This is a genomic window from Plantibacter sp. Leaf314 (assembly GCF_001423185.1).
Taxonomy (GTDB): domain Bacteria; phylum Actinomycetota; class Actinomycetes; order Actinomycetales; family Microbacteriaceae; genus Plantibacter.
In genome coordinates this window covers 1,723,242-1,746,381 of sequence record NZ_LMOB01000001.1, presented here as the reverse complement: position 1 = coordinate 1,746,381, position 23,140 = coordinate 1,723,242, and the positions used below count along the sequence as shown (strand labels likewise).

31 protein-coding genes are annotated in these 23,140 nt (G+C 70.5%); 25 read left to right on the top strand and 6 right to left on the bottom strand.

Annotated elements, in window-relative coordinates:
- Positions 1 to 256 precede the first annotated feature (256 nt).
- The 3 genes from ASF68_RS08175 (at position 257) to ASF68_RS08165 (ending at position 2,235) form a co-directional block, all read left to right on the top strand.
- A complete protein-coding gene (locus ASF68_RS08175; RefSeq protein WP_056009161.1) occupies positions 257 to 751 on the top strand; it encodes an FBP domain-containing protein in 495 nt (164 codons plus the stop codon).
- 105 nt (positions 752 to 856) lie between these two features.
- Entirely contained in the window at positions 857 to 1,396 is a 540-nt protein-coding gene (locus tag ASF68_RS08170; protein WP_056009160.1) for a hypothetical protein, read from the top strand.
- Positions 1,393 to 2,235, top strand: coding sequence for a nucleotidyl transferase AbiEii/AbiGii toxin family protein (locus ASF68_RS08165; protein ID WP_056009158.1), 843 nt, complete (start codon positions 1,393 to 1,395; stop codon positions 2,233 to 2,235). Before ASF68_RS08170 ends, ASF68_RS08165 begins: the two co-directional genes overlap by 4 nt.
- A gap of 151 nt (positions 2,236 to 2,386) precedes the next feature.
- Here ASF68_RS08165 and ASF68_RS08160 read toward each other — a convergent pair whose 3' ends face one another.
- Positions 2,387 to 2,872 (bottom strand): SRPBCC domain-containing protein, encoded by a 486-nt coding sequence (locus tag ASF68_RS08160; RefSeq protein WP_056009155.1) that lies wholly within the window; start codon positions 2,870 to 2,872, stop codon positions 2,387 to 2,389.
- 27 nt (positions 2,873 to 2,899) lie between these two features.
- On the bottom strand, positions 2,900 to 3,280 hold the full coding sequence (locus ASF68_RS08155) for a metalloregulator ArsR/SmtB family transcription factor (protein ID WP_056009152.1): 381 nt from the start codon (positions 3,278 to 3,280) through the stop codon (positions 2,900 to 2,902).
- A gap of 133 nt (positions 3,281 to 3,413) precedes the next feature.
- On the opposite strand from ASF68_RS08155, the gene ASF68_RS08150 reads away from it, so the two are divergent.
- The 7 genes from ASF68_RS08150 (at position 3,414) to ASF68_RS08120 (ending at position 8,070) form a co-directional block, all read left to right on the top strand.
- Positions 3,414 to 4,277 (top strand): CPBP family intramembrane glutamic endopeptidase, encoded by an 864-nt coding sequence (locus tag ASF68_RS08150; protein WP_056009149.1) that lies wholly within the window; start codon positions 3,414 to 3,416, stop codon positions 4,275 to 4,277.
- Positions 4,278 to 4,307: 30 nt separating this feature from the next.
- On the top strand, positions 4,308 to 4,967 hold the full coding sequence (locus tag ASF68_RS08145) for a YigZ family protein (protein ID WP_056009145.1): 660 nt from the start codon (positions 4,308 to 4,310) through the stop codon (positions 4,965 to 4,967).
- 23 nt (positions 4,968 to 4,990) lie between these two features.
- Positions 4,991 to 5,602 (top strand): DUF1349 domain-containing protein, encoded by a 612-nt coding sequence (locus tag ASF68_RS08140; protein ID WP_056009142.1) that lies wholly within the window; start codon positions 4,991 to 4,993, stop codon positions 5,600 to 5,602.
- 68 nt (positions 5,603 to 5,670) lie between these two features.
- On the top strand, positions 5,671 to 6,054 hold the full coding sequence (locus tag ASF68_RS08135) for a PadR family transcriptional regulator (protein ID WP_056009139.1): 384 nt from the start codon (positions 5,671 to 5,673) through the stop codon (positions 6,052 to 6,054).
- On the top strand, positions 6,051 to 6,818 hold the full coding sequence (locus ASF68_RS08130) for a hypothetical protein (RefSeq protein WP_157580257.1): 768 nt from the start codon (positions 6,051 to 6,053) through the stop codon (positions 6,816 to 6,818). Before ASF68_RS08135 ends, ASF68_RS08130 begins: the two co-directional genes overlap by 4 nt.
- The gene (locus ASF68_RS08125) at positions 6,815 to 7,438 is read left to right on the top strand and encodes a hypothetical protein (protein WP_056009135.1); all 624 of its coding nucleotides are present in this window, start codon (positions 6,815 to 6,817) and stop codon (positions 7,436 to 7,438) included. The genes ASF68_RS08130 and ASF68_RS08125 overlap by 4 nt, the downstream gene beginning before the upstream one ends.
- A 38-nt stretch (positions 7,439 to 7,476) precedes the next feature.
- Positions 7,477 to 8,070 carry a short chain dehydrogenase gene (locus tag ASF68_RS08120; protein WP_056009132.1) on the top strand — a complete coding sequence of 198 codons (594 nt, stop codon included), beginning with the start codon at positions 7,477 to 7,479 and terminating at the stop codon, positions 8,068 to 8,070.
- 39 nt (positions 8,071 to 8,109) lie between these two features.
- On the opposite strand, the gene ASF68_RS08115 is transcribed toward ASF68_RS08120, so the two are convergent.
- Entirely contained in the window at positions 8,110 to 9,390 is a 1,281-nt protein-coding gene (locus ASF68_RS08115; protein WP_056009129.1) for a LuxR C-terminal-related transcriptional regulator, read from the bottom strand.
- Positions 9,391 to 9,491: 101 nt separating this feature from the next.
- On the opposite strand from ASF68_RS08115, the gene hxlB reads away from it, so the two are divergent.
- The 5 genes from hxlB to ASF68_RS19040 all read left to right on the top strand — a co-directional run bounded on the left by hxlB (position 9,492) and on the right by ASF68_RS19040 (position 13,185).
- A complete protein-coding gene (hxlB, locus tag ASF68_RS08110; protein ID WP_056009128.1) occupies positions 9,492 to 10,112 on the top strand; it encodes a 6-phospho-3-hexuloisomerase in 621 nt (206 codons plus the stop codon).
- Between the two features lie 71 nt (positions 10,113 to 10,183).
- Positions 10,184 to 10,810, top strand: a complete 627-nt coding sequence (hxlA, locus tag ASF68_RS08105) for a 3-hexulose-6-phosphate synthase (RefSeq protein ID WP_056009125.1) — start codon at positions 10,184 to 10,186, stop codon at positions 10,808 to 10,810.
- 267 nt (positions 10,811 to 11,077) lie between these two features.
- Positions 11,078 to 12,610, top strand: a complete 1,533-nt coding sequence (locus tag ASF68_RS08100) for a carboxylesterase/lipase family protein (protein ID WP_082498537.1) — start codon at positions 11,078 to 11,080, stop codon at positions 12,608 to 12,610.
- Positions 12,611 to 12,690: 80 nt separating this feature from the next.
- Positions 12,691 to 12,867 carry a hypothetical protein gene (locus tag ASF68_RS18705; RefSeq protein ID WP_157579855.1) on the top strand — a complete coding sequence of 59 codons (177 nt, stop codon included), beginning with the start codon at positions 12,691 to 12,693 and terminating at the stop codon, positions 12,865 to 12,867.
- Between the two features lie 153 nt (positions 12,868 to 13,020).
- Positions 13,021 to 13,185, top strand: a complete 165-nt coding sequence (locus ASF68_RS19040) for a hypothetical protein (protein ID WP_162852292.1) — start codon at positions 13,021 to 13,023, stop codon at positions 13,183 to 13,185.
- Between the two features lie 91 nt (positions 13,186 to 13,276).
- On the opposite strand, the gene ASF68_RS08095 is transcribed toward ASF68_RS19040, so the two are convergent.
- Positions 13,277 to 14,026 carry a type 1 glutamine amidotransferase gene (locus ASF68_RS08095; RefSeq protein WP_082498536.1) on the bottom strand — a complete coding sequence of 250 codons (750 nt, stop codon included), beginning with the start codon at positions 14,024 to 14,026 and terminating at the stop codon, positions 13,277 to 13,279.
- A 135-nt stretch (positions 14,027 to 14,161) separates the two neighbouring features.
- Between ASF68_RS08095 and dcd the strand changes: the two genes are divergently transcribed.
- Both dcd and ASF68_RS08085 read left to right on the top strand, forming a co-directional pair.
- Positions 14,162 to 14,752, top strand: coding sequence for a dCTP deaminase (gene dcd / locus ASF68_RS08090; RefSeq protein WP_056009122.1), 591 nt, complete (start codon positions 14,162 to 14,164; stop codon positions 14,750 to 14,752).
- Between the two features lie 63 nt (positions 14,753 to 14,815).
- Entirely contained in the window at positions 14,816 to 15,343 is a 528-nt protein-coding gene (locus ASF68_RS08085) for a hypothetical protein (protein ID WP_056009120.1), read from the top strand.
- Between the two features lie 20 nt (positions 15,344 to 15,363).
- Here the strand turns inward: ASF68_RS08085 and ASF68_RS08080 are convergent, their stop codons facing one another.
- Positions 15,364 to 15,843 carry a MarR family winged helix-turn-helix transcriptional regulator gene (locus ASF68_RS08080; RefSeq protein WP_056009117.1) on the bottom strand — a complete coding sequence of 160 codons (480 nt, stop codon included), beginning with the start codon at positions 15,841 to 15,843 and terminating at the stop codon, positions 15,364 to 15,366.
- 45 nt (positions 15,844 to 15,888) lie between these two features.
- Between ASF68_RS08080 and ASF68_RS08075 the strand changes: the two genes are divergently transcribed.
- Both ASF68_RS08075 and ASF68_RS08070 read left to right on the top strand, forming a co-directional pair.
- On the top strand, positions 15,889 to 16,812 hold the full coding sequence (locus tag ASF68_RS08075; protein ID WP_056009114.1) for an EamA family transporter: 924 nt from the start codon (positions 15,889 to 15,891) through the stop codon (positions 16,810 to 16,812).
- Positions 16,809 to 17,246 carry a YdeI/OmpD-associated family protein gene (locus ASF68_RS08070; RefSeq protein WP_056009111.1) on the top strand — a complete coding sequence of 146 codons (438 nt, stop codon included), beginning with the start codon at positions 16,809 to 16,811 and terminating at the stop codon, positions 17,244 to 17,246. Before ASF68_RS08075 ends, ASF68_RS08070 begins: the two co-directional genes overlap by 4 nt.
- A gap of 43 nt (positions 17,247 to 17,289) precedes the next feature.
- On the opposite strand, the gene idi is transcribed toward ASF68_RS08070, so the two are convergent.
- The gene (gene idi / locus ASF68_RS08065) at positions 17,290 to 17,835 is read right to left on the bottom strand and encodes an isopentenyl-diphosphate Delta-isomerase (protein ID WP_056009108.1); all 546 of its coding nucleotides are present in this window, start codon (positions 17,833 to 17,835) and stop codon (positions 17,290 to 17,292) included.
- 85 nt (positions 17,836 to 17,920) lie between these two features.
- On the opposite strand from idi, the gene ASF68_RS08060 reads away from it, so the two are divergent.
- The 6 genes from ASF68_RS08060 to ASF68_RS08035 are packed head-to-tail and all read left to right on the top strand — an operon-like array spanning position 17,921 to position 23,129.
- Complete coding sequence (locus tag ASF68_RS08060) at positions 17,921 to 18,994, top strand: polyprenyl synthetase family protein (protein WP_082455943.1); 1,074 nt, start codon at positions 17,921 to 17,923, stop codon at positions 18,992 to 18,994.
- Positions 18,991 to 19,959 carry a phytoene/squalene synthase family protein gene (locus tag ASF68_RS08055; protein ID WP_082455942.1) on the top strand — a complete coding sequence of 323 codons (969 nt, stop codon included), beginning with the start codon at positions 18,991 to 18,993 and terminating at the stop codon, positions 19,957 to 19,959. Before ASF68_RS08060 ends, ASF68_RS08055 begins: the two co-directional genes overlap by 4 nt.
- Entirely contained in the window at positions 19,956 to 21,536 is a 1,581-nt protein-coding gene (gene crtI, locus ASF68_RS08050) for a phytoene desaturase family protein (protein ID WP_056009105.1), read from the top strand. Before ASF68_RS08055 ends, crtI begins: the two co-directional genes overlap by 4 nt.
- Complete coding sequence (locus ASF68_RS08045) at positions 21,536 to 21,889, top strand: lycopene cyclase domain-containing protein (protein ID WP_056009101.1); 354 nt, start codon at positions 21,536 to 21,538, stop codon at positions 21,887 to 21,889. The genes crtI and ASF68_RS08045 overlap by 1 nt, the downstream gene beginning before the upstream one ends.
- Complete coding sequence (locus tag ASF68_RS08040; RefSeq protein ID WP_056009098.1) at positions 21,886 to 22,266, top strand: lycopene cyclase domain-containing protein; 381 nt, start codon at positions 21,886 to 21,888, stop codon at positions 22,264 to 22,266. The genes ASF68_RS08045 and ASF68_RS08040 overlap by 4 nt, the downstream gene beginning before the upstream one ends.
- Positions 22,263 to 23,129, top strand: coding sequence for a prenyltransferase (locus ASF68_RS08035; RefSeq protein ID WP_056009095.1), 867 nt, complete (start codon positions 22,263 to 22,265; stop codon positions 23,127 to 23,129). Before ASF68_RS08040 ends, ASF68_RS08035 begins: the two co-directional genes overlap by 4 nt.
- Positions 23,130 to 23,140 lie beyond the last annotated feature (11 nt).

Genomic DNA, 23,140 nt, shown 5'->3' with positions numbered 1-23,140 from the left:
AGTGCGTGTGTGTCCCTGATCATCGCTCCGCCCCGTGTCGGGCGTCTGGAGGTCGTCGGCGTCCCCAACGCCGGCCCGAGAGCACGGTCCATCCGGTCGATCACCTCACCCACGCGGTGAGGACGTCGGCCCCGTCCAGCGCGCTCATCCGAGCCGCCGACGGGGTCGCGCACCCGACATGCCCGCTGCGGCGCCCAGGCGCCCGGAGGGTCTCTCCGCCGTCGCTCCGACGGCCCAGCCGAAACCGGTGAACCACATGATCCCCCTGAACGACTCCCAGATCAGAACCTCCTTCGTCAACGCCTCACGCAAGGAGGTGAGTGACGTGTCACTGCCCGCCGAGCTCGAGACCATCGACTTCGAGGTCCGTGACTTCCTCGGGTGGCGCGACAAGAAGCTGCCGCGGCGCGCGTATGTCGTGACGATCGTCGACGGAGCACCCGTCGGCGTCCTCCTCCGGCAGGCTGACGCCATGCCACGGACCCGGCCGCAGTGCGCCTGGTGCCAGGACGTGACCCTCAGCAACGACGTCGTCTTCTACAGCGCGAAGCGTGCCGGCCAGGCCGGGAAGAACGGTGACACGGTCGGCACGCTCGTGTGCGCCGAGTTCCAGTGCTCGGCCAACGTGCGCAAGCTGCCGCCGCTCGCCTACGTCGGATTCGACGCCGAGGCCGCCCGACAGGAGCGGATCGCGACCCTGCAGCAGCGGGCGGTCGCGTTCACCTCGTCCGTGCTCAACGGCGTCGGCTGAGCAGGCCGCACCGCCCGCCGTCCCGTGATCGGGGGCGGTGGGCGGTGCGTCGACGATGTCCAGTGCAGCGCGGCAAAAGTATACTGATAATGGTATAGTTTTGACATGTCGCAGGGAACCTATCGAGATGTCGTGCATGAGATCGCAGCCGACAATTACGGGTATGTGACCACCCGTGATGCGGAGGACGCCGGTGTCCCGAAGGTCGAGTTGGTGAAGCTCGCTACACGCAACAGGTTCGCGCACATCGCGTACGGGTTGTACCGCGACGAGACCATCCCGCACACCCCGCTGGACGAATACGCGGAGGCGACGCTGCGCGCAGGAGAGGGTGCGTTCCTGCGCGGGGAGACGGTTCTTGCGCTCCTCGGCCTCGCGGATGTGAACCCGAAGACCATCTCCGTCGCAACTCCTCGGCGTACTCGGCGTACGGTACCCGATCGAATCGCCATCACCCGGGCTCCTGCGGATGCGAGGCCGACGATGTACGAGGGCATCGCGGCGCAGCCCGTCGTGGATGCGCTCCTCGAATGCCGGGGGCGTGTCCAGACTGGTCGGCTCCGTGAAGCCGCCGACCAAGCGCGTGCGGAGGGCTACCTGACGACCGCGGAGCTCGCGCGCGTGCGAACGGCGCTGGACGTATGACGTACGACAGTGTCCCGCCGAGCCTCCGTTCACTCCGTCAGCGGGTCGCGAACCTCGAAGGCGACGACGGGCTGGTGAACAGGCGTACCGTTGCGATGGCACTCGTCGTGGTCGGTCAGATGCTTCCAGCCGGGGCCATCAAGGGTGGGAGCGCGATGGCGCTCCGATACGGTCGGGCCACCCGATTCACGAGGGATCTCGATGCTGCGCGATCGGGCACCCTGGCGGAGTTCGTCAGCGAGTTCGAGGAACGGTTGCGCAACGGGTGGGCGGGATTCACCGGGCGACTCATCGAGCGCACGCCACCGAAACCGGCCGGGGTTCCGGCGACATACGTCATGCAGCCGTTCGACGTGAAACTCGACTATCGGGGCAGGCCGTGGTGCACCGTCACGTTCGAGCTCGGTCACAACGAGATCGGCGACGCCGACGAGCCCGAGATCGTGCTCTCGGATGACCTCGCGGACCTGTTCGAAGCGGTCGGACTTCCCCGCCCGGAGCCGGTCCACGTGATGCGCAGCGACCATCAGATCGCGCAGAAGCTCCACGCAGCGACCGGGGTCGACAGCCAGCGCGCACACGACCTCATCGACTTGCAGCTCCTCGATCGCGAGGAAGACCTCGACTTGGAACTGGTGCGCGAGACGTGCACGCGACTGTTCGCCTACCGCGGCGGGCACGAATGGCCGCCTCTCGTCGTCGTGAACGCCGACTGGGACACGTTGTACGAAACGGCTGCAGACGGGGTCGAGGTCCTGCCGGATGCCGAGGCTGCCGCAGTGTGGGCGAACGACTTCATTCGCCGAATCGACGCGGCGACGGCTGAGGCTGCAATCTGACAGTGACCCGTCCCGATCCGTTCATCGAGCGTATGGCTGCTCGCGCGTACGCCACCGGCCGCGCCCCGAGTTGAACCGACCGCATCGCCCGCCGTCCCCGTGACCGGGGGCGGCGGGCGGTGCGTAGCCAGCGGGTTCGTCGTCCGGCGGTCTACGCCGCGAGGAGGGCGTCGATCTGGCCCATCGCCTGTCCCATGCCCTCCTCCATGCCCATCGCCAGCAGCTGCTCGAGCTGTTCGAGGCTGTCGAAGCGGTTCTCGATGGTCATGCGCGTGCCGGTCCCGAGGGCCTCGAGCGTGACGGTGGCGTGCACGACGCCCATCCCCTCCTGGCGTGCGCCGTGTTCGTCCGCGAACCCGTCCTCGTAGCTCAGGGATTCGGGCGCCCGGACCGCGGTGATCTCCCACCAGCCGTGCGCGCGCTCGCCGTCCGGCCCGGTCATGAAATACACGGACTCGGACCCCGGGGTCAGGGCGTGCTGCGTGAACGTGGCCGGCCAGGTCGGCGGTCCCCACCAGCGCTCCAGCTGACGCGGGTCCTCCCAGATCTCCCAGACACGCGTCGGCGGTGCGTCGAACTCGGCGACGAAGGTCAAGGTGAGCTGGTCGAGGTCCTTCTCGGCGGTGAGCGTACTCATGGTCCAGTCCTGCTTCCGGTCGGTGTGTCAGGGGGTGTTGAGTGTGTCGCCGCGCTCCGGTCCGTCCTCGGCGAGGATCGCTCCGATGCGCAGCGCCCGTTGGTTCCAGACGTCCGCGTAGGCGTCCAGGAGGCGGGCGGATCGCTGCACGGTCGTGACGTCGCCGTGCACGATCTGCTGCCGGCCGCGTCGTTCCTTCATCACGAGTGCAGCCCGTTCGAGGACGGCGACGTGCTTCTGGACAGCGGCGAACGACATCTCGTACTGCTCGGCGAGCGCCGTCACCGACTGCTCCCTGGCGAGCACCCTCGTGAGGATGTCCCGTCGGGTCGCGTCGGCGAGCGCGTGGAAGAGGCGGTCCACCTCGTCGGCGGACAGCTCCGGTCCTGCGTCAGTTTGTACAACCATTTGGTTGTAGGTTACGCGGCTCCCATGGGCGGTGCAAGCCCCTGATCGGCGGCGCGCCGTGCGCCGAGCGCCGCGCTCCAGTACGGTTCGAGCAGGTGCGTGAGGCGTACCGACGTGGCGGGAGGGCGGACGAGTGGGCGATCGGCGAGGTCAGCGGACACTGACGACACGGGGATGGCACGACTTCTGGGCGAAGGGTGGCATCTGGCGCTCGTTCGTGCTGGCCGTCGTCTACCTGGCGCTCTACCTCGGGGCGGGTCGGCTCATCGAGCTGGTGTTCGGCGACCAGATCGAGGCGGACCTCTTCGCGACACCGCAGAGCGTGTTCTTCGGACTCATGCTGCCGCTCATCGTCGGGTCGCTCCTGCTCACAGCCTTCGTCCTCTCCGTCGGTTGGTTCCGTGAGCTGTTCGCTCGGCAGCCGATCCGCGGTCGCTGGTGGATGTGGGTCGCGCCCGCCCTGATCCTCGCCGCCATCGTCCTGCGACTCCTCGGCATCGACTACGGCAGCTACCAGGGCTCCGTGGTCGCGGTCGCGATGTTCTCCGGGATCTTCATCGGGTTCGCCGAGGAACTCCTCACCCGCGGCATCGTCGTGAAGATGCTCCGCGACGCCGGAAGCTCCGAGTGGATCGTGATGGTGATCTCCTCACTGGTGTTCGCGCTGCTCCACTCCGCCAACCTGCTGTCCGGCCAACCGGTCACCACCGTGCTCGTCACCGTCGTCTACACCTTCGGGTTCGGTGTCTGCATGTACCTGACGCTCCGCGCGACCGGCAACCTCGTCTGGCCGATGCTGCTCCACGCCCTCTTCGACCCGACCCTCTTCCTCTCCACCGGCGGCATCGACCACGCGGGAGCGGCGGCCGGGCAGGACGTCTTCCTGACGATCGCCGGCCCCGCCAACCTCGTCATCATGCTCGTGGCCGTCGTCGGGCTCGTCTTCGTCCGAGGACACGTGCAGGCCCGACCCGTCGACGACGTGCTCCGGCCGTAGCGACGTGCCGCGCTCGGTACGCTCGACACGATGACCACCGTGCGGCAGTACCCGTCGACGATCGCGGCGCCGGTCGAGCATGAGCTCGTCATCAAGAAGTCGCGGTTCATCGGGCTCGCGCACCGGGTCTCCTCCCCGGACGACGCCGAGCAGGTCATCGCCCGCGTGAAGAAGCATGCCTGGGATGCCCGGCACCACTGCGTCGCGATGGTCACCGGGCTGCTCGGTGACCAGGCGAGGTCCTCCGACGACGGCGAACCGTCCGGTACCGCCGGCATGCCCATCCTCGAGGTCCTGCGCCGACGCGAGCTGACCGACGTCGTCGTGGTCGTCACGAGGTACTTCGGGGGCGTCAAGCTCGGTGCCGGCGGCCTCGTGCGCGCCTACTCCTCAGCGGCATCCGAGACGCTCGACCTCGCGACGATCGTGCGCCGAGAGACCCTCACCCAGGCGACCCTCGTCGTGCCCCACGCCGACGCCGGTCGCTACGACCACCTGCTCCGGGACTGGGCCCAGGGCAACGGCGCGACGCTCGGTGAGACGCGGTACGCGGCTCGGGCCGAGTTGGAACTGTGGGTGCCGCCGGCCAATCTCGCGCGGCTCGAGGCGGACATCGCGTCGGCCTCCAACGGCTCGCTCGCGGTCACAGTGGGCGACGAACGGGTCGTCGACGTCACCGGCGCGTCCTGACCCCTCACCGATAGGGTCGCAGCATGCACACCGACGTGACCCGCATCGCCGGGCTTCCCGACCTCACCTGGACCTCGACCACCGGCCACGCCGACTACGACGCCGACGCCGGGGCACTGACGATGACTTCCGCCGCGCAGGTGGACTGGAGCAACAGCTCCCGCGGCGGCCCGCAGGAGCTCGGGGCGACGGCGCTCGCATTCGCAGCGCCCGAGCGGTTCACCCTGTCGGCCCGCATCGCCGTCGTGAGCGAGCGCAGCACCTTCGACGCCGGGGCCATCGCACTCTGGGTGGACGGCGACCACTGGGCGAAACTCTGCTTCGAGCAGTCGCCGCAGGGGCAGGCGATGGTGGTCAGCGTCGTGACCAACACCTGGTCGGACGACGTGAACTCGACGCCCGTCGACGACGACGCGGTGTGGATGCGCGTCAGCCGGCTGGGCGAGGCGTGGGCGTTCCACAGCTCGACCGACGGGGTGCTCTGGGACTTCGTCCGACTGTTCCGACTCCACACCGACGCGCCGGTCCAGGTGGGCTTTCTGTCGCAGGCGCCGGTCGGCCCGCCGTGCACGGCACGCTTCGACGACATCGTGCTCGGCGACGAGCCGCCGTCGGACCTCCGCGACGGCAGGTGACGGAGGATCGGTGTCGCTCCGGCGGCTCTCCGCTTGCGATTGGGAACCTATCTTCCTAGAGTGATCGCATGGCACGCAGACGACCCGGCACGCTCTTCCCGCTCGAGCTCGACATCCTCGACGTCGGCACGGTGCTGCAGTCCGCGGACGGCAGCTTCTACGGGTTCGCGCTCGCCAAGCAGCTCGCCGCGGGTGGCGATGGCGGCCTCACCGCCCACGGCACGCTGTACAAAGCGCTGTCCCGCATGACCGAAGCCGGCCTCATCGAGGCGAGCTGGGAGGACCCTGCGGTCGCCGAGGGGGAAGGGCGACCACGGCGCCGGCTCTACAAGGTCACCGGCGAAGGCGCGACCGCCCGCGACCGGGAGCACGCCCGGCTCGCGAGCGAGGCGGCGGCCACCGCACGCCCGGCCGGCGCCGCCTGGTCGCAGACGCCGGGGGTCATCGCGTGAGCGCCCTCCGGACACCCCAGTACCGCACGGCCTCGCGGCGGGTGCTCGGCTGGTGCGGTTGGTACACCCGCGACCTCGTGCCCGAGGTGGCCGGCGAGCGTCGGGACGAGATCGCCTCCGACCTGCACGAGCACGCGGTCTGGGCCGATGCGGAGGGGATCCCACCGACGCGACTGCGCCGCGACATCCTGCTGCGCGCCGTCCGCGGCATCCCGCACGACCTGTCCTGGCGCTCCGGACAATTGCGTGCCGGCCGCGGCCTCGACCCGGTGTCGCTCGGCACGAGGCGCACCGGGAACGTCCTCACCGCCCTCGTCCTGACCGGCGGCGTCATGGTCGCCGCAGCCGCGGTCTTCCTCCTCGTCCGCGTGGTCCGCGCGCTCTGGATCGGGGACGTCGTCGAAGCGCCGATCGGAGCGGTCGGCGTGGCGCTCGCCGCACTGCTGGCCGTGGTCGGGCTCCTGCTCGCGTTGCGTCAGCGGTCGCGATGGCTCGGATCGGCCGTGCTGGCCCCGGCCGCCGCGCTCGTCGGCCTGCTCGCCGGCGACATCCTGTACCGCGTCAGCGCGACAGGTGTCCTCCTGATCTCCCGGCTGAGTTCCCACGGTGGTGGCCTCGAACCCTGGTGGGTGCTGAGTCTGTCCATCGGCGTCGGTGCAGCGCTCGGCTTCATCGGTGCCGCCGTGTGGTGGTGGCCGGGCGGCCGACGGGTGGTCGGGCGGGACGCCGACGGGTCCGGACGGATGCAGGGGGCGTCGGCATGACGCAGGACGGGATCGAGGAGTCGACCACTCCAAAGCAGGCCGGAGCGATCCGTCGCCGGATCGGACTCGGCATCGCGATGAGCGGCGTGCTCGCGGTCGTGGCCGGAGGGGTGTTCGTCGGTGTCACCAACGCCCGAGCGGCGGCCGACGACGCACGGTCGATGGAGGCGGTGGCCGAGGCGGCGGCGTCGATCGACGAGCTCCCGCCCGTCGAGCCCGTGGTCCCCGCCGACCCTTCGCGGGATCCCGGCGCACCGGTGTCGCCTGCGGCCCGCGTCGACTACTCGAAGACCCCCGAGGGGTGGTTCGACGCCACCACCGACCCGGCCGACGTCGTGATCCCGCCGACCGACGACCGGGGTGAGCCGAGCACCGGGATCTGGGAGAAGCAGCGGCAGATCACGGCGAGGTGCATGGCTGATCAGGGGTTCTGGTATGCGTGGACGAACGATCGCTCCAAGCTGGCCGACCCGACGAGCGGGATGATCCTGTCCGACCAGGACGAGGCCGCGCGGCTCGCGCTCTGGGGCACGAACCCCGATGACCAGCCCTACGACTGGCGGCTGGGAGGCTGCGACGGCTACGCCGTCCACACCACCGGGATGGACGACGCCCACTGACGGGCCCGCTGTCCGAGCACGGTGCTAGCGTCGCCCGCATGAGAATCCTGTTGATCGGCGCGAGTGGACACATCGGACGAGCGGCGGAGGCCGCGCTGGGAGACCGGCACGAGGTGATCGCGGTGTCGCGGTCCACGTCACCAGCGGTGGACACGACGGACGAGGCCTCGATCGAGGCGCTGTTCGCGGAGGTCGGTGATGTCGACGCCGTGATCGTCGCCGTCGGGTCCGTGCCGTTCAAGCCGCTCGACGCCCTCACCCGCGACGACTACCGTGCCGCGTTCCTCGGCAAGGTGTTGAGCCAGCTCGACGTCGTGCGGATCGGGACCCCGTTCGTCCGGGACGGCGGCTCGTTCACCCTCACCACGGGCATCCTCGCCCGCGAGGCGATCGCGAGCGGTGCCGCCGCGTCGATGGCCAACGGCGCGCTCGAGTCGTTCGTGATCGGTGCCGCCGTCGAACTGCCTCGCGGCATCCGGATCAACGCCGTCAGCCCGACGGTCCTCGCCGACGCCCCCGGGTACCACGACACCTTCCCCGGCTTCCTCCCGGTCACCTCCGACGTGGTCGGCCTCGCCTTCGTCAAGGCCGTCGAGGGCGTCGGAACCGGCCGGGTGCTCGCGCTCGACTGACCGCGCTGTGCCGCTGAGCGGTGGCGATCCGGCGGTCGGTCAGCGGCCGGAGGACAGAGCGGCGGCCAACTCGACGCGACTCGCGACACCGAGCTTCCGCAGCACGTTGGCGACGTGGAACTTCACCGTGTTCTCGCTGATGGTGAGGGCTTCGGCGATCGCACGGTTCCGTGCGCCGCCGGCGGCCAGCTCGGCCACACTCCACTCGCGTTCCGTCAGCGCCGCCGCCGCACCGGAACGGCTCTGCGCGGTGGGAGGTGGGTCGAGCGGGAGTGACACGTGCAGTTCGGATCCCCAGCCGGGCGTCGCCTGCACCTGCAGATCGCCACGCAACGCCGTGACGCGCGCACCGAGCTGCTGCACGCTCGGAGTGTCGATCGTCAGCTCGCCCGGGCCGTCGTCGCGGATGCCGATGAGGAGGTTGCTGCCGTCGCAGTCCCACTGCACCCGCACCCGTCCGACGGTCGACTGCTCCACGAGCGCCAGTACCGTCCCGCGGACGATGGCCCGTCCGGCGTGCGCGACCTCGCCCGGGAGCGCCCGGCCGTCGACGGGTGGCTCGATGAACTGCACCTCCGGGCCGCCGAAGCGGGCGAGCGGACGGAGGTCGTCCTTCAGGCGCGCGAACGCCTGCGCGACGGGCTCCGAGGCGAGCTGGCGGTCGCGGTCGGAGACGGCGCGGAGCTGGACCATGGCCGCCGAAGCGATCTCCGTGACCGCCCGGCGGGCGTCCTCCGCCGTGGTCTGCCGCGAGCGGGTGACGGCGAGGATCGACTCGAGGGTCGTCGCGTGGGCGTCGGTCAGCTCGGCGATCGCATCCGCCCGCTCGCTCGATGCGGCTCGCGAGTCGCGGAGGTAGTCGGGAGCCGCGGTGGTGACCTGCTGTCGAATCTCGGCCGCGACGATCTCCCAGAGCGCGCCGATGAGGGCGTCGTCGATCGGTCCTCGGGGGTCGGTCAGGACGAGGAGCGCCCCGGTGTCGGCCAGCCAGGCAGCGATGGGCCGTTCCGCTCCGGCGATGACGGCGGTCGTCGGGCGGTCGGTGGGCGCCGCGTGCGCTGAAGCGTCCCGCCGACGCGGCGTGCGCTGCCGGACGGCGTCCAGCTCGGCGATGGTGACGCCCTCGACGATCGACGGATCGCCCGCTTTCTTGCGCGGACGCCCGGTGCAGTCCTCGGTGAAGATGACGAGGGCTGAGTGCTGGACGACGGGTTCGAGGACCGCCCGGAAGGCGCCGGCGATGCGGAGCAGCGAGCTGGACGCGACGACGGCCATCCCCTGCAGCAGTTCGATCGAGTAGGTGTCTTGGTGTCCGTCCATCGTCGAACCCTACCCCAGCCCGTCCGACCCACCCGTTCGGGTAGGGAAAACCGTCCGCCTGACCAGCGGTGTACCTACCCGTTCGACGACAGGATGAATGGATGCCGAGTACGACGCCCCCCGATCACCAGCCCGGAACCGACCCGCAGCGTCCGCCGACGACCGTGCAGGGTGCGCTCGCCGCCATCGACACGGAACTGCACCGCACCGTCACGACGCTGCTCTCCGCCGATACGGCGCCGTTCGCCGAGACCCTCACGCGACTCCAGGATGCCGAACGGATCTTCGTCCTCGGTGCCGGTCGTTCCGGCCTGGCGCTGCGGATGACCGCCATGCGGCTCATGCACCTCGGACGCACGGTCCACGTCGTCGGCGAGACCACGACGCCGGCGATCGCCGCGGGCGACGTCCTGCTCGTCGCCAGCGGCTCGGGCACGACGACGGGCATCGTCCGGGCTGCCTCGACGGCGGCGTCCGTCGGTGCCGGCGTCATCGCCATCACGACCGACGCCGACTCCGAACTGGCCGAGCTCGCCTCCGTGGTCGTCGTCGTACCCGCCGCCCAGAAGACCGACCACGGCGGCACGCGGTCGGTGCAGTACTCCGGCGGGCTCTTCGAGCAGTCGGTCATGCTCCTCGGCGACGCGATCTTCCACGCGCTCTGGCAGTCCGCCGGGGTCAGCGCGGAAGAGCTGTGGCCGCGCCACGCGAACCTCGAATAGTCCGCCCCATCCACTCCCCACGCGACCGACGGACGTCGGTCGTCTCCCCTCACGACAGAAAGCAGCACCACATGAAGCTCCAGGTAGCCATGGACGTCCTCACCACCGAGGCAGCCCTCGAACTCGCCGGGAAGGTCGCGCCCTACGTCGACATCCTCGAGCTCGGCACCCCGCTGATCAAGGCCGAGGGTCTCCGCGCCGTCACCGCGATCAAGGACGCCCACCCCGACAAGATCGTCTTCGCCGACCTCAAGACCATGGACGCCGGCGAGCTCGAAGCCGACATCGCGTTCTCGGCCGGTGCGGACATCGTCACGGTGCTCGGCACCGCCGGCGACAGCACCATCGTCGGCGCGGTGAAGGCCGCGAAGGCGCACGGCAAGTCCGTCGTCGTCGACCTCATCGGTGTCGCCGACAAGGTCACGCGAGCGAAGGAGGTCACCGCCCTCGGTGCCGCCTTCGTCGAGATGCACGCCGGGCTCGACGAGCAGGCGGAGGAGGGCTTCACCTTCCAGACGCTCCTCTCCGACGGTGAGGCCGCTGCCGTGCCGTTCTCGGTCGCCGGTGGCGTCAACGCCTCGACGATCGCCTCGGTCCAGCAGGCCGGCGCGCAGGTCGCCGTCGCCGGTGGAGCCATCTACTCGGCCGACGACCCGGCTGCTTCCGCCGCCGAGCTCCGCGCAGCGATCGTCGCGTAACCCCTCCCCACCCCGCACCCCTCGGGTTCGGCCAGCGCGGTGCGCTGAGCCGAGCGCGGTGCATCGGACGTGAGCGCGGGTCTCCAGAGACCCGCGCTCACGTGTGTGGGGCGCGCTCGCGCGGCAGCACCGCGCTGGCCTCCCCGACAGGTGGCTGGGTGAACCCCGGGCGTTGGACGGGATTCGGGTCCGGAGCGGCATACTGAGCAGATCACCGCCCGACGTTCGTCGCATATCGTGCCGGACGAGCACCCGGAGGATCTGCCGATGACGCCCGACACCAGCTCGACGTACCCCGTCGTCCACACGCTCGCCGGTGCCGTCCGCGGCATTCGTCGGCCAGACGGCTCGTCCGCCTTCCTCGGCATCCCGTTCGCCGAACCCCCGTTCGGCGCCCGCCGCTTCCAGGCGCCGGAGCCGACCGGCCCATGGGAGGGCGTGCGCGACGCCACCACGCACGGCGCGACGCCGCAGCGGAAGGCCATGGCCGAGATCACGACGATCCCCGAGCCGTCCATCCCCGGCGAGTCGACCCTCAACGTCGACGTCTTCACCCCGGACCCCTCGCCCGCATCGGACGGCACCGGACTCCCGGTCCTCGTCTGGATCCACGGCGGCGGTTTCATCGCGGGTTCGCCCGCCAGTCCCTGGTACGACGGCCGCTCGTTCAACCGCGACGGCGTCGTCACCGTGTCGATCTCGTACCGACTCGGGTTCGACGGCTTCGGCTGGCTGCCCGACGCCCCGGCGAACCGCGGGGTCCTCGACTGGATCCTCGCCCTCGAATGGGTCCGTGACAACATCCAGGCCTTCGGCGGCGATCCGCGACGCGTGACGATCGCCGGCCAGTCCGCCGGCGGTGGCTCGGTGATGACCCTGCTCGCCACACCTGCCGCCCAGCACCTGTTCCACCGGGCGATCTCGCTGTCCGGCGTCCCCGGAGACGTGCCGCTTGAGCAGGCCCGCTCGCTGACCGAGCGTCTCGCCGCCCACCTCGGGGTCGCGCCGACGGCCGCCGGCTTCGCGAGCGTGCCGGAGACCGCCCTCATCGAGGCGCAGGGGTTCGAGGCGACCGCCGGCGGGCCTCGCGACGCGGAGTCGATCCTCCGCGGGATGACGACCATGGACGGCCGCCTGGGCCTCGGACCGGTGGTCGACGGCGAACTCCTCGTGGACACGGTCGACGCCGGCCTGGCCGCAGGACGCGGGGCCGACAAACCCCTGCTCGTCAGCGCGACCCGTGAGGAGTTCGCCGGCTTCTTCACCGGGCGGCCGGACGCCTTCGACGCCGTACCGCCGGCCCGTGCCGTGCACCTCATGGGGGCTCCCGAGGCGCTCGCCGACGCATACGTCGCGACGCAGGTCGGCGAGCCCACGAGCCTCGTCGCCGGCCGCTTCATCAGCGACGTCATGTTCCGTGAGCGCATCATCCGTTGGGCGGCGGCGCGCGGTGACGCCGAGACCTGGGTCTCCGACTTCGTGTGGCCGTCGGCGGTCAGCGGCATCGCCGAGCACTGTCTCGACGTCCCCTTCTTCTTCGACCTCCTCGACGACCCGGACGTCACGCGGGTCGCCGGTCCCGCCGCACCGCAGGAGTTGGCGGACCGCCTCCACGGCGCCGCCGTCGCCTTCGTCCGCGGCGGTTCGCCGGGTTGGGCACCCGCCGGGCGGTCGGCGTCGGACATCGAGGTGTTCGACGCCGCGGGCGCGCCGGCGACGGAGCCGTTCGCGAGCGCCCGGGTGATCGCCGAGGCCAGACGGCTCGCGGTCACAGCTCCGACGGGATCACCGACCGCGTAGGCCGATCCGGGTGGTCCCGCCAGGGGCTGTCACGAGCGCGTGCTGCGCGTTACGGTCTCCACACGACGAAAGGAATCAGCATGAGTGACCCACGAGACGAGATCGACGACGCGATCGGCGACGCCCAGGAGGCCATCTCCCGAGCGCTGCCCGACAACGCCCCCGAGAGCGACGACCCGATGGCGGCGCCGACGGACGACGACCCGCGTCCCGAGCCCGGCGACGGCGACCCGGCGGACCAGCCGGGCCTCCTGTAACCGCCGAAGAGGCGTCGTCGCCCGACCCCCGCACGGTGTGCAACGCGGGGGCGCTCCGCGCGCGTATCGGAACGGCCGCGGACGATGTCAACCCCAGGACGGAATGACCGCACCCCAATACGGTGGTCACAGTTCTGCGAAAGGAGCTTCACCATGAACATCCTGCTCATCATCGTCATCGTCGTTGCCATCGTTCTCGCCATCACCGGTGGGTTCGTCCAGTCCCTCAACTTCCTGCTGTGGGTCGGCCTCGTGCTGCTCGCGATCGCGATCATCGCGTTCTTGATCAGGACGATCACGGGTCGCAAGGCCCTCTAGCTCGAACTCGAGCTTCACGAAGCGGTCGGAACCTCAGGGTTCCGGCCGCTTCGCTGTGTCCGGGCCGGAGCTCGGGCCCGTGCCCCCGTCGTCAGCGCAGTGACGGATCGACGCTCGTCCGGCGCAGCACCGCGTCCGCGAAGGCGCCGAACAGTCGCTCGCCGGCCGCTCGCATGGGCTCCGCGATGGCGGCGAGGTCCGCCCGCAACCGATCGGCGGCCTCGGCGGCGGTGCCCGTCACGAACGGCAGGTCACGGAGCATCGCGGGCTCCTCGAGCCAGTGGTCGAGTGTCGCGGGGTCCACCTCGAGGTGGAACTGGGTCGCGAACACCCGGTCGTCGATCCGGAACGCCTGATTCGGCGTCGAGGGCGAGGATGCCAACACGGTGGCCCCGTGCGGTGCCTCGACGACGTCGCCGTGCCAGTGCAGCACGGGGACCTGTTCGCCGCGCATCCCGAGTTCGCCGTCCACGAGCAGCTCGACGTCGCCGACCCCCACCTCGTGCGCGGACGCGCTGTGGAGCGTCGCCCCGAGGGCCGTCGCGATGAGCTGATGCCCGAGGCAGATGCCGAACACCGGGATGCCGAGCACCGCAGCGTCGCGGACGAGCTGTGCCTCGAGGCCGAGGCCCGGGTGCTCCTCCACGTCGAGCGCCCCCATCGGACCGCCGAGGAGGACGAGGCCGTCGAAGCCGGTGATCTCGCGCTCCGGCGGGAGTTCGCGACGCGAGACGACGGTGTCGAGCGTCCAGTCGATGCCGGACGCCGTGAGCACCTCACCGAGCACGGCGGGCTGCTCCCAGGCGACGTGTTGCAGGATCAGGACGTGCGGTCTGGTCATGAGAGGCCTCCGGGTCGCTGCGGCGCCGACTGCTCGCCGCCCGGTCGGGGGAGTCGTCGCCGTGCGAGCATCGTAGCGAATCAGCACGAGCGCACCCGCCCTCGGCGCCGCGCTCCCGGCCGATACACTGACAGCGTGCTGCTCTCGGACCGTGACATCAAAGCCGAACTCGACGCCTCCCGCATCGCGCTCGACCCGTACTCGCCGGAGATGATCCAGCCCTCGTCGATCGACGTGCGGCTCGATCGCTTCTTCCGGCTCTTCGACAACCACAAGTACCCGTTCATCGATCCCGCCGAAGACCAGCCGGAACTCACCCGGCTCATCGAGACCCTGCCGAACGAGCCGTTCATCCTGCACCCCGGCGAGTTCGTCCTCGGTTCCACCTACGAGCGCGTGTCCCTCCCGGACGACGTCGCCGCGCGGCTGGAGGGGAAGAGCTCCCTCGGCCGCCTCGGCTTGCTGACGCACTCGACCGCCGGCTTCATCGACCCCGGGTTCACGGGGCACGTCACGCTCGAGCTCAGCAACGTCGCGACCCTGCCGATCAAGCTGTGGCCGGGCATGAAGATCGGCCAGATGTGCTTCTTCCGGCTGACCTCGCCGGCCGAGCGCCCCTACGGGTCGAGCGAGTACAGTTCCAGGTATCAGGGACAGCGTGGACCCACCGCCTCCCGTTCCTTCCAGAACTTCCACCGGACCGACGTCGGCGAGACGCAGCGCTGACGGAGGTCTGAGGCGGGCGTTCCGACCGCGGGCCCGCTGGTGGACCAGTAGAAAGGCTCCGCCATGAGCACGTCAGAGCGTCCGGACTTCGCCAGCGCGATCACGGCAGACGGGCCGACGCCGTTCTACCCGCGCCGGATGGTGCGGTTCGGGCAGTTCGTCGGCTCCTGGGACGTGCACTCGAAGCGGCTGGACGACGAGACCGGCGAGTGGGTGGAGTCCGACTTCCGCTGGATCGTGTCGTACGTCCTCGAGGGCCGCGCCGTACAGGACGTCCAACTCGTGGTGAACGACGACGAGCCGTCGGGCTGGGAGACGGTGAGCACCGCGCTGCGGGTCTACGACCGGCTGATGGGTGCGTGGCGGGTCAGTTACGTCGAACCGCGCCGCGGCGAGTTCTGCCAGCTCGTGGCGACGCCGCACCGCTCGGACGGCATCCGACAGGACGGCACCCGCAACGACGACAAGTTGATCCGGTGGAACTTCAGCGCGATCACCGAGTCCTCCTACACGTGGGAGAGCTGGGTGTCCGACGACGAGGGTGCCAGCTGGTGGCTGCAGGAGCACAACGAGGGGCGCCGCATCGTCTGAGGGTCTCGTCTGCGGCGGGCTCAGGCGCCCGCGAGGCGCTCGAGGAGTGACGCGAGCTGTTCGCGCTCGGTGGCGGAGAAGCCGGCCAGGAGCCGCTCTTCGGCGGCGAGGTGGTCCGGGAGGGTCTCCTCGACGAGGTCCTTCCCCGCCGGCGTGAGGGCGACGACCGTCCCGCGCCCGTCGTGTTCGCTCGGTCGACGGGTCACGAGGCCGCGGTCGACGAGCTTGTTGACGCGCTGGGCGATGGCGCTCGACGTCACCATGGACCAGTGGGTGAGGTCCTTCGGGGGGAGCTCGTGCGGGGCGCCGGCCCTGAGGAGGGTCGCGAGGACGTCGAACGACGCGCTGTCGAGGCCGTGTGCAGCGAAGGTCGCCGCGAGGCGGGCGTCCACCGTCGTCGCGGCTCGGGAGAGTCGTCCGATCACGGCCATGGGGGAGACGTCGAGCTCGGGTCGCTCGGCTCGCCACTGGTTCAGGATGTCGTCGACGCGCGTGCTCATGCGACCACTCTAGCGATTCGCTTAGCGCTGAGCTATATTTGCTCAGTGCTAAGCAAAAACCTCCGCGTCGCCGCCATCACCGCGCTCGCCCCCGTCAGCTGGGGGACCACCTACCTCGTCACGAGCGAACTGCTCCCGCCCGGACGGCCGCTGCTCGCCGCGGTCCTCCGGGCGTTGCCCGCCGGACTGCTGCTGCTCGCGATCACCCGCACCCTGCCGGTCGGTGGCTGGTGGTGGCGGTCCCTCGTCCTCGGCACCCTCAACATCGGCGCCTTCTTCGCCTTCCTCTTCCTCGCCGCCTACCGCCTGCCCGGCGGGGTCGCGGCCACCATGGGCGCGATCGGTCCCGTCCTCGTCGCCGTCCTCGCCAGCCTGCTCGTCGGGGAGGCGTTGACCCTCCGCCGCGTCCTCGCCGGCCTCGCGGGGATCGGCGGCGTCGCGCTCATCGTGCTGCAGGCGGACGTACGTCTCGACGTGGTCGGGGTCGTCGCCGCGCTCGCCGGTGCGGTGTCCATGTCCCTCGGCTCGGTGCTGAGCAAGCGGTGGGGCAGGCCGTCGACGGGTCGGCGGCTCGGTGGCCGCGACCAGGGTTCGTCGAGCCCCGTGTCGGGCCTGGCGGTCACGGCGTGGCAGCTCGTCGCCGGCGGGCTCGTCCTCGTGCCGGTCCTCCTCGTCGTCGAAGGGCTGCCCGCGGACGCACCCGGTCCCGCCGCGGTGGGCGGCTACGCATACCTCGCCGTCGTGGGCACCGCGCTCGCCTACGCCCTGTGGTTCCGGGGCATCGGCGTCCTCCCGGTCGGTTCCGTCTCGTTCCTCGGGCTGCTGAGCCCGGTCGTCGCCGTGCTCCTCGGGGTCGCCGTGCTCGGTGAGGGTTTGAGCCTCGGCCAGCTCCTCGGCATCGGGGTCGTCGCCGGCTCCCTCGTCCTGGTCTTCACGGCACGGGCGCCGAAGACCATACTGAGCGCATGAGATTCCGCACCGTCATCGAGCTGCAGGGCAACAACACCGGCATCCTCGTCCCCGACGCCGTCATCGACGAGCTCGGCGCCGGCAAGCGCGTCCCGGTCGTCGTGACCGTCGGCGCGACCACCTACCGCAGCACGATCACGCCGATGGGTGGCCGCTTCCTCATCGCCCTCAGCGCCGCGAACCGGGCTGCGGCCGGGGTCGCCGGCGGTGACGAGGTCGAGGTGGAACTCGAGGTCGACACGGCTCCCCGGGTCTTCCCCCTGCCGCCGGAACTCGAACAGGCGCTCGCGGGTGACGAGCAGGCGCTCGCCGCCTACGGGGCGCTGTCGTTCAGTCGGCAGCGTGCGCTCGCCGAGCCGATCGCGCTCGCGAAGACGGACGCGACGCGCGACAAGCGCTTGGCCGCGGCCGTCGAGGCGCTCCGCGGCGCGTGACGGCGAGGCCGACGCATCCGGACGGGCGCCGCACCGAGCAGACTCAGCGCGCGGGCGTCTCCGCGAGGAGCGGGACGACGAGCGGCAACTGCAGGGTGAGCCACGGGCTGAACGCGAAGGGCGCGCGCTCGACCGACTCCAGGAGGGTTGCGGGCTCGGCCCAAGCCCACTCCATGACCTCTGCCGGGTTCGGCTCGGGCACAGCGTCGGTGTAGGCGACGTAGACCGGGCAGATCTCGTACTCGACCACGCCGGAGGCGTCGACGGCGCGGTACCGGAAGTCGGGCAGCACGAGGTGCGGCGCCGAGATCGGCAGGCCCAGCTCGGCGCTCGCGCGGCGGAGGACCGCGTCGACGCTGTCCTCCTCGGGACCCGGGTGGCCGCAGAACGAGTTCGTCCAGACGCCCGGCCAGGTGAGCTTCGACAGGGCGCGGCGGGTCACGAGGATGCGGCCGTCGGGACCGATGACGTGGCAGGAGAAGGCGAGGTGGAGGGGCGTCTCCTGCGTGTGGACGGTCGCCTTCGGCGTGGTGCCGATGCGGGTGCCGTCCTCGGCGAGCAGGACGACGAGTTCTTCGGGTACCGACATGTGTCCATTCTCCCCGACGATCGGGGTGAACGCGAATGGACAGCTAGCGTACTAATCTCCAGGCTCGGTGAAGTAGCCTCGTGCTATGGAGACCCACCACGTCGTCGACGTGCCCTACCGGCAACAGCACCAGGTCGAGGACGCCCTCGAGCGGTTCCTCGAACTGGCGAAGACGCAGGCGGTGTCGTTCGGCGGCGCCGGGTACCTGCGGCTCTGGGAGACCATCGAACGCAGCATGGCCGGCGGCAAGCGCTTCCGCCCCCGTATGGTCATGACCGCCTACGAGGCGCTCGGCGGAGACGACGTCGTCGCGGCAGCCCACGTCGCGGCTGCCTACGAGCTCCTCCACACCGCGCTGATCGTGCACGACGACGTGATCGACCGCGACTTCGTGCGGCGCGGCAGCCCCAACGTCTCCGGCAGCTACCGGGACATCGCGCAGACCGCCGGCATCCCCCTGCCACTCGCCGAGCACCGTGGCATGTCCGTCGCCGTCATCGCCGGCGACCTCGCCCTGTCGGCGTCCTACCGCCTGATCGACCGCGCCGGCAGTGCCGACTCGGTCCGCACCCGCCTCCGCGAGATCCTCGACGACGCCATCTCCGCGTCGGCCGCCGGTGAACTCGCCGACGTCGACTTCACCGTCGGCGGCGTCGTCCCGACGGTCGACGACATCATCCGCATGGAACGCCTGAAGACCGCGTACTACTCCTTCGAGGCGCCGCTGCAGTCCGGCGGGGTCCTGGCCGGAGCGCCCGAGGCCACGATCGACGCCCTCGGCGCGTTCGGGCAGCAGATCGGCATCGCCTACCAGATCATCGACGACGTCCTCGGGGTCTTCGGCGACGCGAAGACCACGGGCAAGACCACGATCGGCGACCTCCGCGAGGGCAAGCTGACGGTCATGGTGGCGTTCGCCGCCGAGCAGCCCGAATGGCACGCCGTCGAGCACCTCTTCGGTGACCCGGACCTCGACGAGGACGGTGCCGCCGTGCTGCGCGACGTGCTCACCTCCACGGGTGCGCGCCAGCACGCGACGCTGCTCGCGGGGGACTACGCCAATCGGGCCTGGGAGCAACTGGCGTCGCCGAGCATCCCACAGCAGCTCCGCGAGGAACTGCGTCCCATCGTGGCCACGGTGCTCGAGCGGTCGCGATGACCGCGGGCGGCAACGGGACGGGGCACCCGAACGACGACGACTCGGCCGTCGGCGACGCCCGACGACTCTACGACCGGGTCGCGCAGGAGACCGCCAGCATCGTGATCCGGCGCTACTCCACCTCCTTCGGGCTCGCGGCCAGGCTCCTCGGCGGCGAGATCCGGCAGGACGTGGAGAACGTCTACGCGCTCGTCCGGATCGCCGACGAGATCGTCGACGGGGTCGCCGCGGCCGCCGGGCTCGACCCCGAGCGGGTCCTCGCCATGCTCGACGCCCTCGAGCGCGACACCGAGGACGCCGTCGAGACGGGGTACAGCAGCAACCTCGTCGTGCACGCCTTCGCCATCACCGCCCGGTCGGCGGGCATCGAGACCGACCTCACCCGGCCGTTCTTCGCGTCCATGCGGGCGGACCTCTCGCGCACCGTCCACACGCCCGAGACCTTCCGTGACTACGTGTACGGCTCCGCCGAGGTCGTCGGCCTCATGTGCCTGCGGATCTTCCTGCGCGGCCACGACGTCGACGACGCCCAGCGCGCCGCGTTCGTCGTCGGAGCCAGGAGCCTCGGTGCGGCGTTCCAGAAGGTCAACTTCCTCCGAGACCTCTCGGCCGACCACGACGAACTGGGTCGCAGCTACTTCCCGGGTGTCGCCGTCGACGACCTCACCGAGGCGCAGAAGCACAGCCTGCTCGACGACATCGAGGCCGACCTCGACCGCTCGGCCGCCGTGCTCGCCCAGCTGCCGAAGTCGAGTCGTCGTGCCGTCGCACTCGCGCAGGAGCTGTTCTCCGAACTGGCGAGACGGATCCGCACCACCCCCGCCTCGGACCTCGTCCGCACCCGCGTGCGCGTCCCCGACCCCGTGAAGCTACGGATCGCCGCCGGCGCACTCGCCGGCCGGACGCCCACCTCCACCGGCACCACCGCCTCAATACCGACGATCGACGAGAGCTCCCTGTCATGACCACTTCCCCCACCCGCACCGTCGTCATCGGCGGCGGCATCAGCGGACTCGCCACCGCGGCCCTGCTCGCCCGCGACGGTCAGCAGGTCACCCTGCTCGAACGCCGCGACGTGCTCGGCGGGCGGGCCGGCACCTGGGAGCAGGACGGGTTCACCTTCGACACGGGGCCGAGCTGGTACCTCATGCCTGAGGTCTTCGACCACTTCTACCGACTCCTCGGCACCTCGGCGGCGGACCAGCTCGACCTGGGCCGCCTCGACCCGGCCTACCGGGTCTACTCCGAAGGCCGCGACGGCCACCTCGACCTCGCCGCGAACCGCGCCGACAACCTGGCCCTGTTCGAGTCCGTCGAGCCCGGTGCCGGCGCGAAGATGGACGAGTACCTCCGGAGCGCCAAGGAGACGTACGAGATCGCGATCCGGAGCTTCCTCTACACGACGTTCGAGTCGTACCGGACGCTCGCGAGCCGCGAGGTCCTCGCGCGCATGCCGAAGCTGGCGAAGCTCCTGACCGAGGACCTCGACACGCTCACCGCCCGCACCGTCTCCGACGTCCGCCTGCAGCAAATCCTCGGGTATCCGGCGGTCTTCCTCGGGTCCTCGCCGTTCGACGCGCCGAGCATGTACCACCTGATGAGCTACCTCGACCTCGAGGACGGCGTGCTCTACCCGCAGGGCGGGTTCTCCCGGATCATCGACACCATCGCCGAGCTGGCGCGTGCCGAGGGCGTGGAGATCGTCACGGGCGCGGAGGTCACGGGCATCACGACGATGCCCGCCGGTCGTCGCTCGCGTGTCGCCGGGGTCAACTACCTCGACGTCGACGGTCGCCGTCAGCTCCTGCACGCCGACAACGTCGTGTCGGCCGCCGACCTCCACCACACCGAGACGACGCTCCTCCCGCGTGAGCTGCAGACCTACCCCGCCGAGTACTGGGAGAAGCGCACCGCCGGCCCCGGCGCCGTGCTCGTCATGCTCGGGGTCCGCGGTGAGCTGCCGGAACTGCTGCACCACAGCCTGTTCTTCACCACCGACTGGCGCGACAACTTCGGCCGCATCTTCGGCGAGGTGACGAGCGTGCCCGACCCGGCATCGCTCTACGTCTGCCGCCCGAGCGCCACCGACGCCGGGGTCGCCCCCGAGGGACACGAGAACCTGTTCATCCTCGTGCCCATTCCGGCCGACCCCACCATCGGCGGTGGCGGTGACGCCCGGGTCACGGAGATCGGTGACGCGGCCATCGCGCAGATCGCCGCCTGGGCCGGCGTGCCCGACCTCGCCGACCGCATCGTCGTCCGCCGCGACGTCGGTCCCGCCGACTTCGTGAACGACCTCAACGTGTGGAAGGGCACCTCCCTCGGGCCGGCGCACATCCTCTCGCAGAGCGCCATGTTCCGCAGCGGCAACGTGAGCAAGAAGGTGGACGGCCTCTACTACACGGGTGGTTCCACCATCCCCGGCATCGGGCTCCCCATGTGCCTCATCAGCGCCGAGCTCGTCGTGAAGCGCATGCGCGGCGACATCACGACCGGGCCGATGCCCGTGCCGTTGCGCAGACGTTCCGTGGCCGCCGACTGATGGGTCTGCTGTACCTGCTCGCGCTCCTCGTCTCGATCACCGGGATGGTCATGCTCGACCGGCGGTTCCGACTGTTCTTCTGGGCGGACCGGCGGCGGGCCGCCGTCATCCTGCCGGTCGGCGTCGTGTTCTTCCTCGTCTGGGACCTGTTCGGCATCGGCCTGGGGATCTTCTTCCGCGGCGAGACCTCGTTCATGACCGGATTGCAGATCGCTCCGGAGCTGCCGATCGAGGAGGTCTTCTTCCTGACCCTCCTCTGCTACCTGACGATGAACCTCTTCGGGGCGGCGCGGCACCTGACCGGGCGCACGGCCAGAGGGACGGACGCCGCCACCGGGGTGAGCGGACGATGACGTACGCCGGACTCAACGCGTGGTTCCTCGCCGTCGTGGCGGTCGCCGCCCTCCTCGCCGTCGTGCGGCTCGACGCCCGCCGTCGCCGCGGTGCGCCAGGGAGCGGCCCGACGGCCGGCACCTGGCTGCTCGGCGTCGGCGCCGTCCTCGTCGTGCTGCTCCTCATGACCGCCCTGTTCGACAACGTCATGATCGGGATCGGGCTCGTCGGCTACGACCCCGAGCTCATCTCCGGCGCCTTCATCGGGGTCGCCCCGCTCGAGGACTTCGCCTACGCCATCGCCGCCGCCGTCCTGCTGCCCTCGCTCTGGGTGCTGCTCGAACGTCGCACCCCGGCTCCCGTCTCCCCATCCCCGTCCCAGGAGGACCCGGCATGAACCGACTCGGCCAGCTCGTGCTGTCCTCACGACCGCTGTCGTGGATCAACACCGCCTACCCGTTCGCGGCGGCCTATCTGCTGACCACCCGCGAGCTCGACCTGACCTTCTGGCTCGGGACGCTCTACTTCCTCATCCCGTACAACCTGGCCATGTACGGGATCAACGACGTGTTCGACTACGAGTCCGACCTCCGGAACCCGCGCAAGGGCGGCGTGGAGGGCGCGGTGCTCGACCGGCGGATGCACCGGCTGACGATCTTCGCGGCGATCGCGACGAACGTCCCGTTCCTCGTCTACCTGGTCGTCGTCGGGTCGCCGCTGTCCTGGCTCGTGCTCGCGATCAGCGTCTTCGCACTCGTCGCCTACAGCGCGCCTGGACTGCGGTTCAAGGAACGGCCGTTCCTCGACTCGCTCACCTCGAGCACGCACTTCGTGAGTCCGGCGGTCTACGGGCTCGTGCTGGCCGGCGCGGTGTTCACTCCGGCACTGTGGGCCCTGCTCGTCGGCTACTTCCTCTGGGGCATCGCCAGCCATGCCTTCGGCGCGGTGCAGGACATCATCGCGGACCGGGAGGGCGGCATCGGGTCGATCGCGACCGTCATCGGAGCGGCCCCGACGGTGCGGTTCGCCTTCGTCGCCTACCTCGCCGGTGGCGCGCTGATGCTCGTGACGCCGTGGCCGATCCCGTTGGCCGGCCTGCTCGCCCTGCCGTACGCCGCGAGTGTGCTGCCGTTCTGGAACCTCCGCGAGGAGGACGCCGAGGGCGCGAACGCCGGCTGGAAGCGGTTCCTCCGCCTGAACTTCCTGACGGGGTTCCTCGTCACGATGCTCATCATCTGGTACTGGTTCCTGACGTCCTGATCGAACGCCGC

Coding starts and splice junctions, on each gene's coding strand:
- ASF68_RS08175 (WP_056009161.1), top strand. CDS start 257: ATGATCCCCCTGAACGACTCCCAGATCAGAACCTCCTTCGTCAACGCC.
- ASF68_RS08170 (WP_056009160.1), top strand. CDS start 857: ATGTCGCAGGGAACCTATCGAGATGTCGTGCATGAGATCGCAGCCGAC.
- ASF68_RS08165 (WP_056009158.1), top strand. CDS start 1,393: ATGACGTACGACAGTGTCCCGCCGAGCCTCCGTTCACTCCGTCAGCGG.
- ASF68_RS08160 (WP_056009155.1), bottom strand. CDS start 2,872: ATGAGTACGCTCACCGCCGAGAAGGACCTCGACCAGCTCACCTTGACC.
- ASF68_RS08155 (WP_056009152.1), bottom strand. CDS start 3,280: ATGGTTGTACAAACTGACGCAGGACCGGAGCTGTCCGCCGACGAGGTG.
- ASF68_RS08145 (WP_056009145.1), top strand. CDS start 4,308: ATGACCACCGTGCGGCAGTACCCGTCGACGATCGCGGCGCCGGTCGAG.
- ASF68_RS08140 (WP_056009142.1), top strand. CDS start 4,991: ATGCACACCGACGTGACCCGCATCGCCGGGCTTCCCGACCTCACCTGG.
- ASF68_RS08135 (WP_056009139.1), top strand. CDS start 5,671: ATGGCACGCAGACGACCCGGCACGCTCTTCCCGCTCGAGCTCGACATC.
- ASF68_RS08125 (WP_056009135.1), top strand. CDS start 6,815: ATGACGCAGGACGGGATCGAGGAGTCGACCACTCCAAAGCAGGCCGGA.
- ASF68_RS08120 (WP_056009132.1), top strand. CDS start 7,477: ATGAGAATCCTGTTGATCGGCGCGAGTGGACACATCGGACGAGCGGCG.
- ASF68_RS08115 (WP_056009129.1), bottom strand. CDS start 9,390: ATGGACGGACACCAAGACACCTACTCGATCGAACTGCTGCAGGGGATG.
- hxlB (WP_056009128.1), top strand. CDS start 9,492: ATGCCGAGTACGACGCCCCCCGATCACCAGCCCGGAACCGACCCGCAG.
- hxlA (WP_056009125.1), top strand. CDS start 10,184: ATGAAGCTCCAGGTAGCCATGGACGTCCTCACCACCGAGGCAGCCCTC.
- ASF68_RS08100 (WP_082498537.1), top strand. CDS start 11,078: ATGACGCCCGACACCAGCTCGACGTACCCCGTCGTCCACACGCTCGCC.
- ASF68_RS18705 (WP_157579855.1), top strand. CDS start 12,691: ATGAGTGACCCACGAGACGAGATCGACGACGCGATCGGCGACGCCCAG.
- ASF68_RS19040 (WP_162852292.1), top strand. CDS start 13,021: ATGAACATCCTGCTCATCATCGTCATCGTCGTTGCCATCGTTCTCGCC.
- ASF68_RS08095 (WP_082498536.1), bottom strand. CDS start 14,026: ATGACCAGACCGCACGTCCTGATCCTGCAACACGTCGCCTGGGAGCAG.
- ASF68_RS08085 (WP_056009120.1), top strand. CDS start 14,816: ATGAGCACGTCAGAGCGTCCGGACTTCGCCAGCGCGATCACGGCAGAC.
- ASF68_RS08080 (WP_056009117.1), bottom strand. CDS start 15,843: ATGAGCACGCGCGTCGACGACATCCTGAACCAGTGGCGAGCCGAGCGA.
- ASF68_RS08070 (WP_056009111.1), top strand. CDS start 16,809: ATGAGATTCCGCACCGTCATCGAGCTGCAGGGCAACAACACCGGCATC.
- idi (WP_056009108.1), bottom strand. CDS start 17,835: ATGTCGGTACCCGAAGAACTCGTCGTCCTGCTCGCCGAGGACGGCACC.
- ASF68_RS08060 (WP_082455943.1), top strand. CDS start 17,921: ATGGAGACCCACCACGTCGTCGACGTGCCCTACCGGCAACAGCACCAG.
- ASF68_RS08055 (WP_082455942.1), top strand. CDS start 18,991: ATGACCGCGGGCGGCAACGGGACGGGGCACCCGAACGACGACGACTCG.
- crtI (WP_056009105.1), top strand. CDS start 19,956: ATGACCACTTCCCCCACCCGCACCGTCGTCATCGGCGGCGGCATCAGC.
- ASF68_RS08045 (WP_056009101.1), top strand. CDS start 21,536: ATGGGTCTGCTGTACCTGCTCGCGCTCCTCGTCTCGATCACCGGGATG.
- ASF68_RS08040 (WP_056009098.1), top strand. CDS start 21,886: ATGACGTACGCCGGACTCAACGCGTGGTTCCTCGCCGTCGTGGCGGTC.
- ASF68_RS08035 (WP_056009095.1), top strand. CDS start 22,263: ATGAACCGACTCGGCCAGCTCGTGCTGTCCTCACGACCGCTGTCGTGG.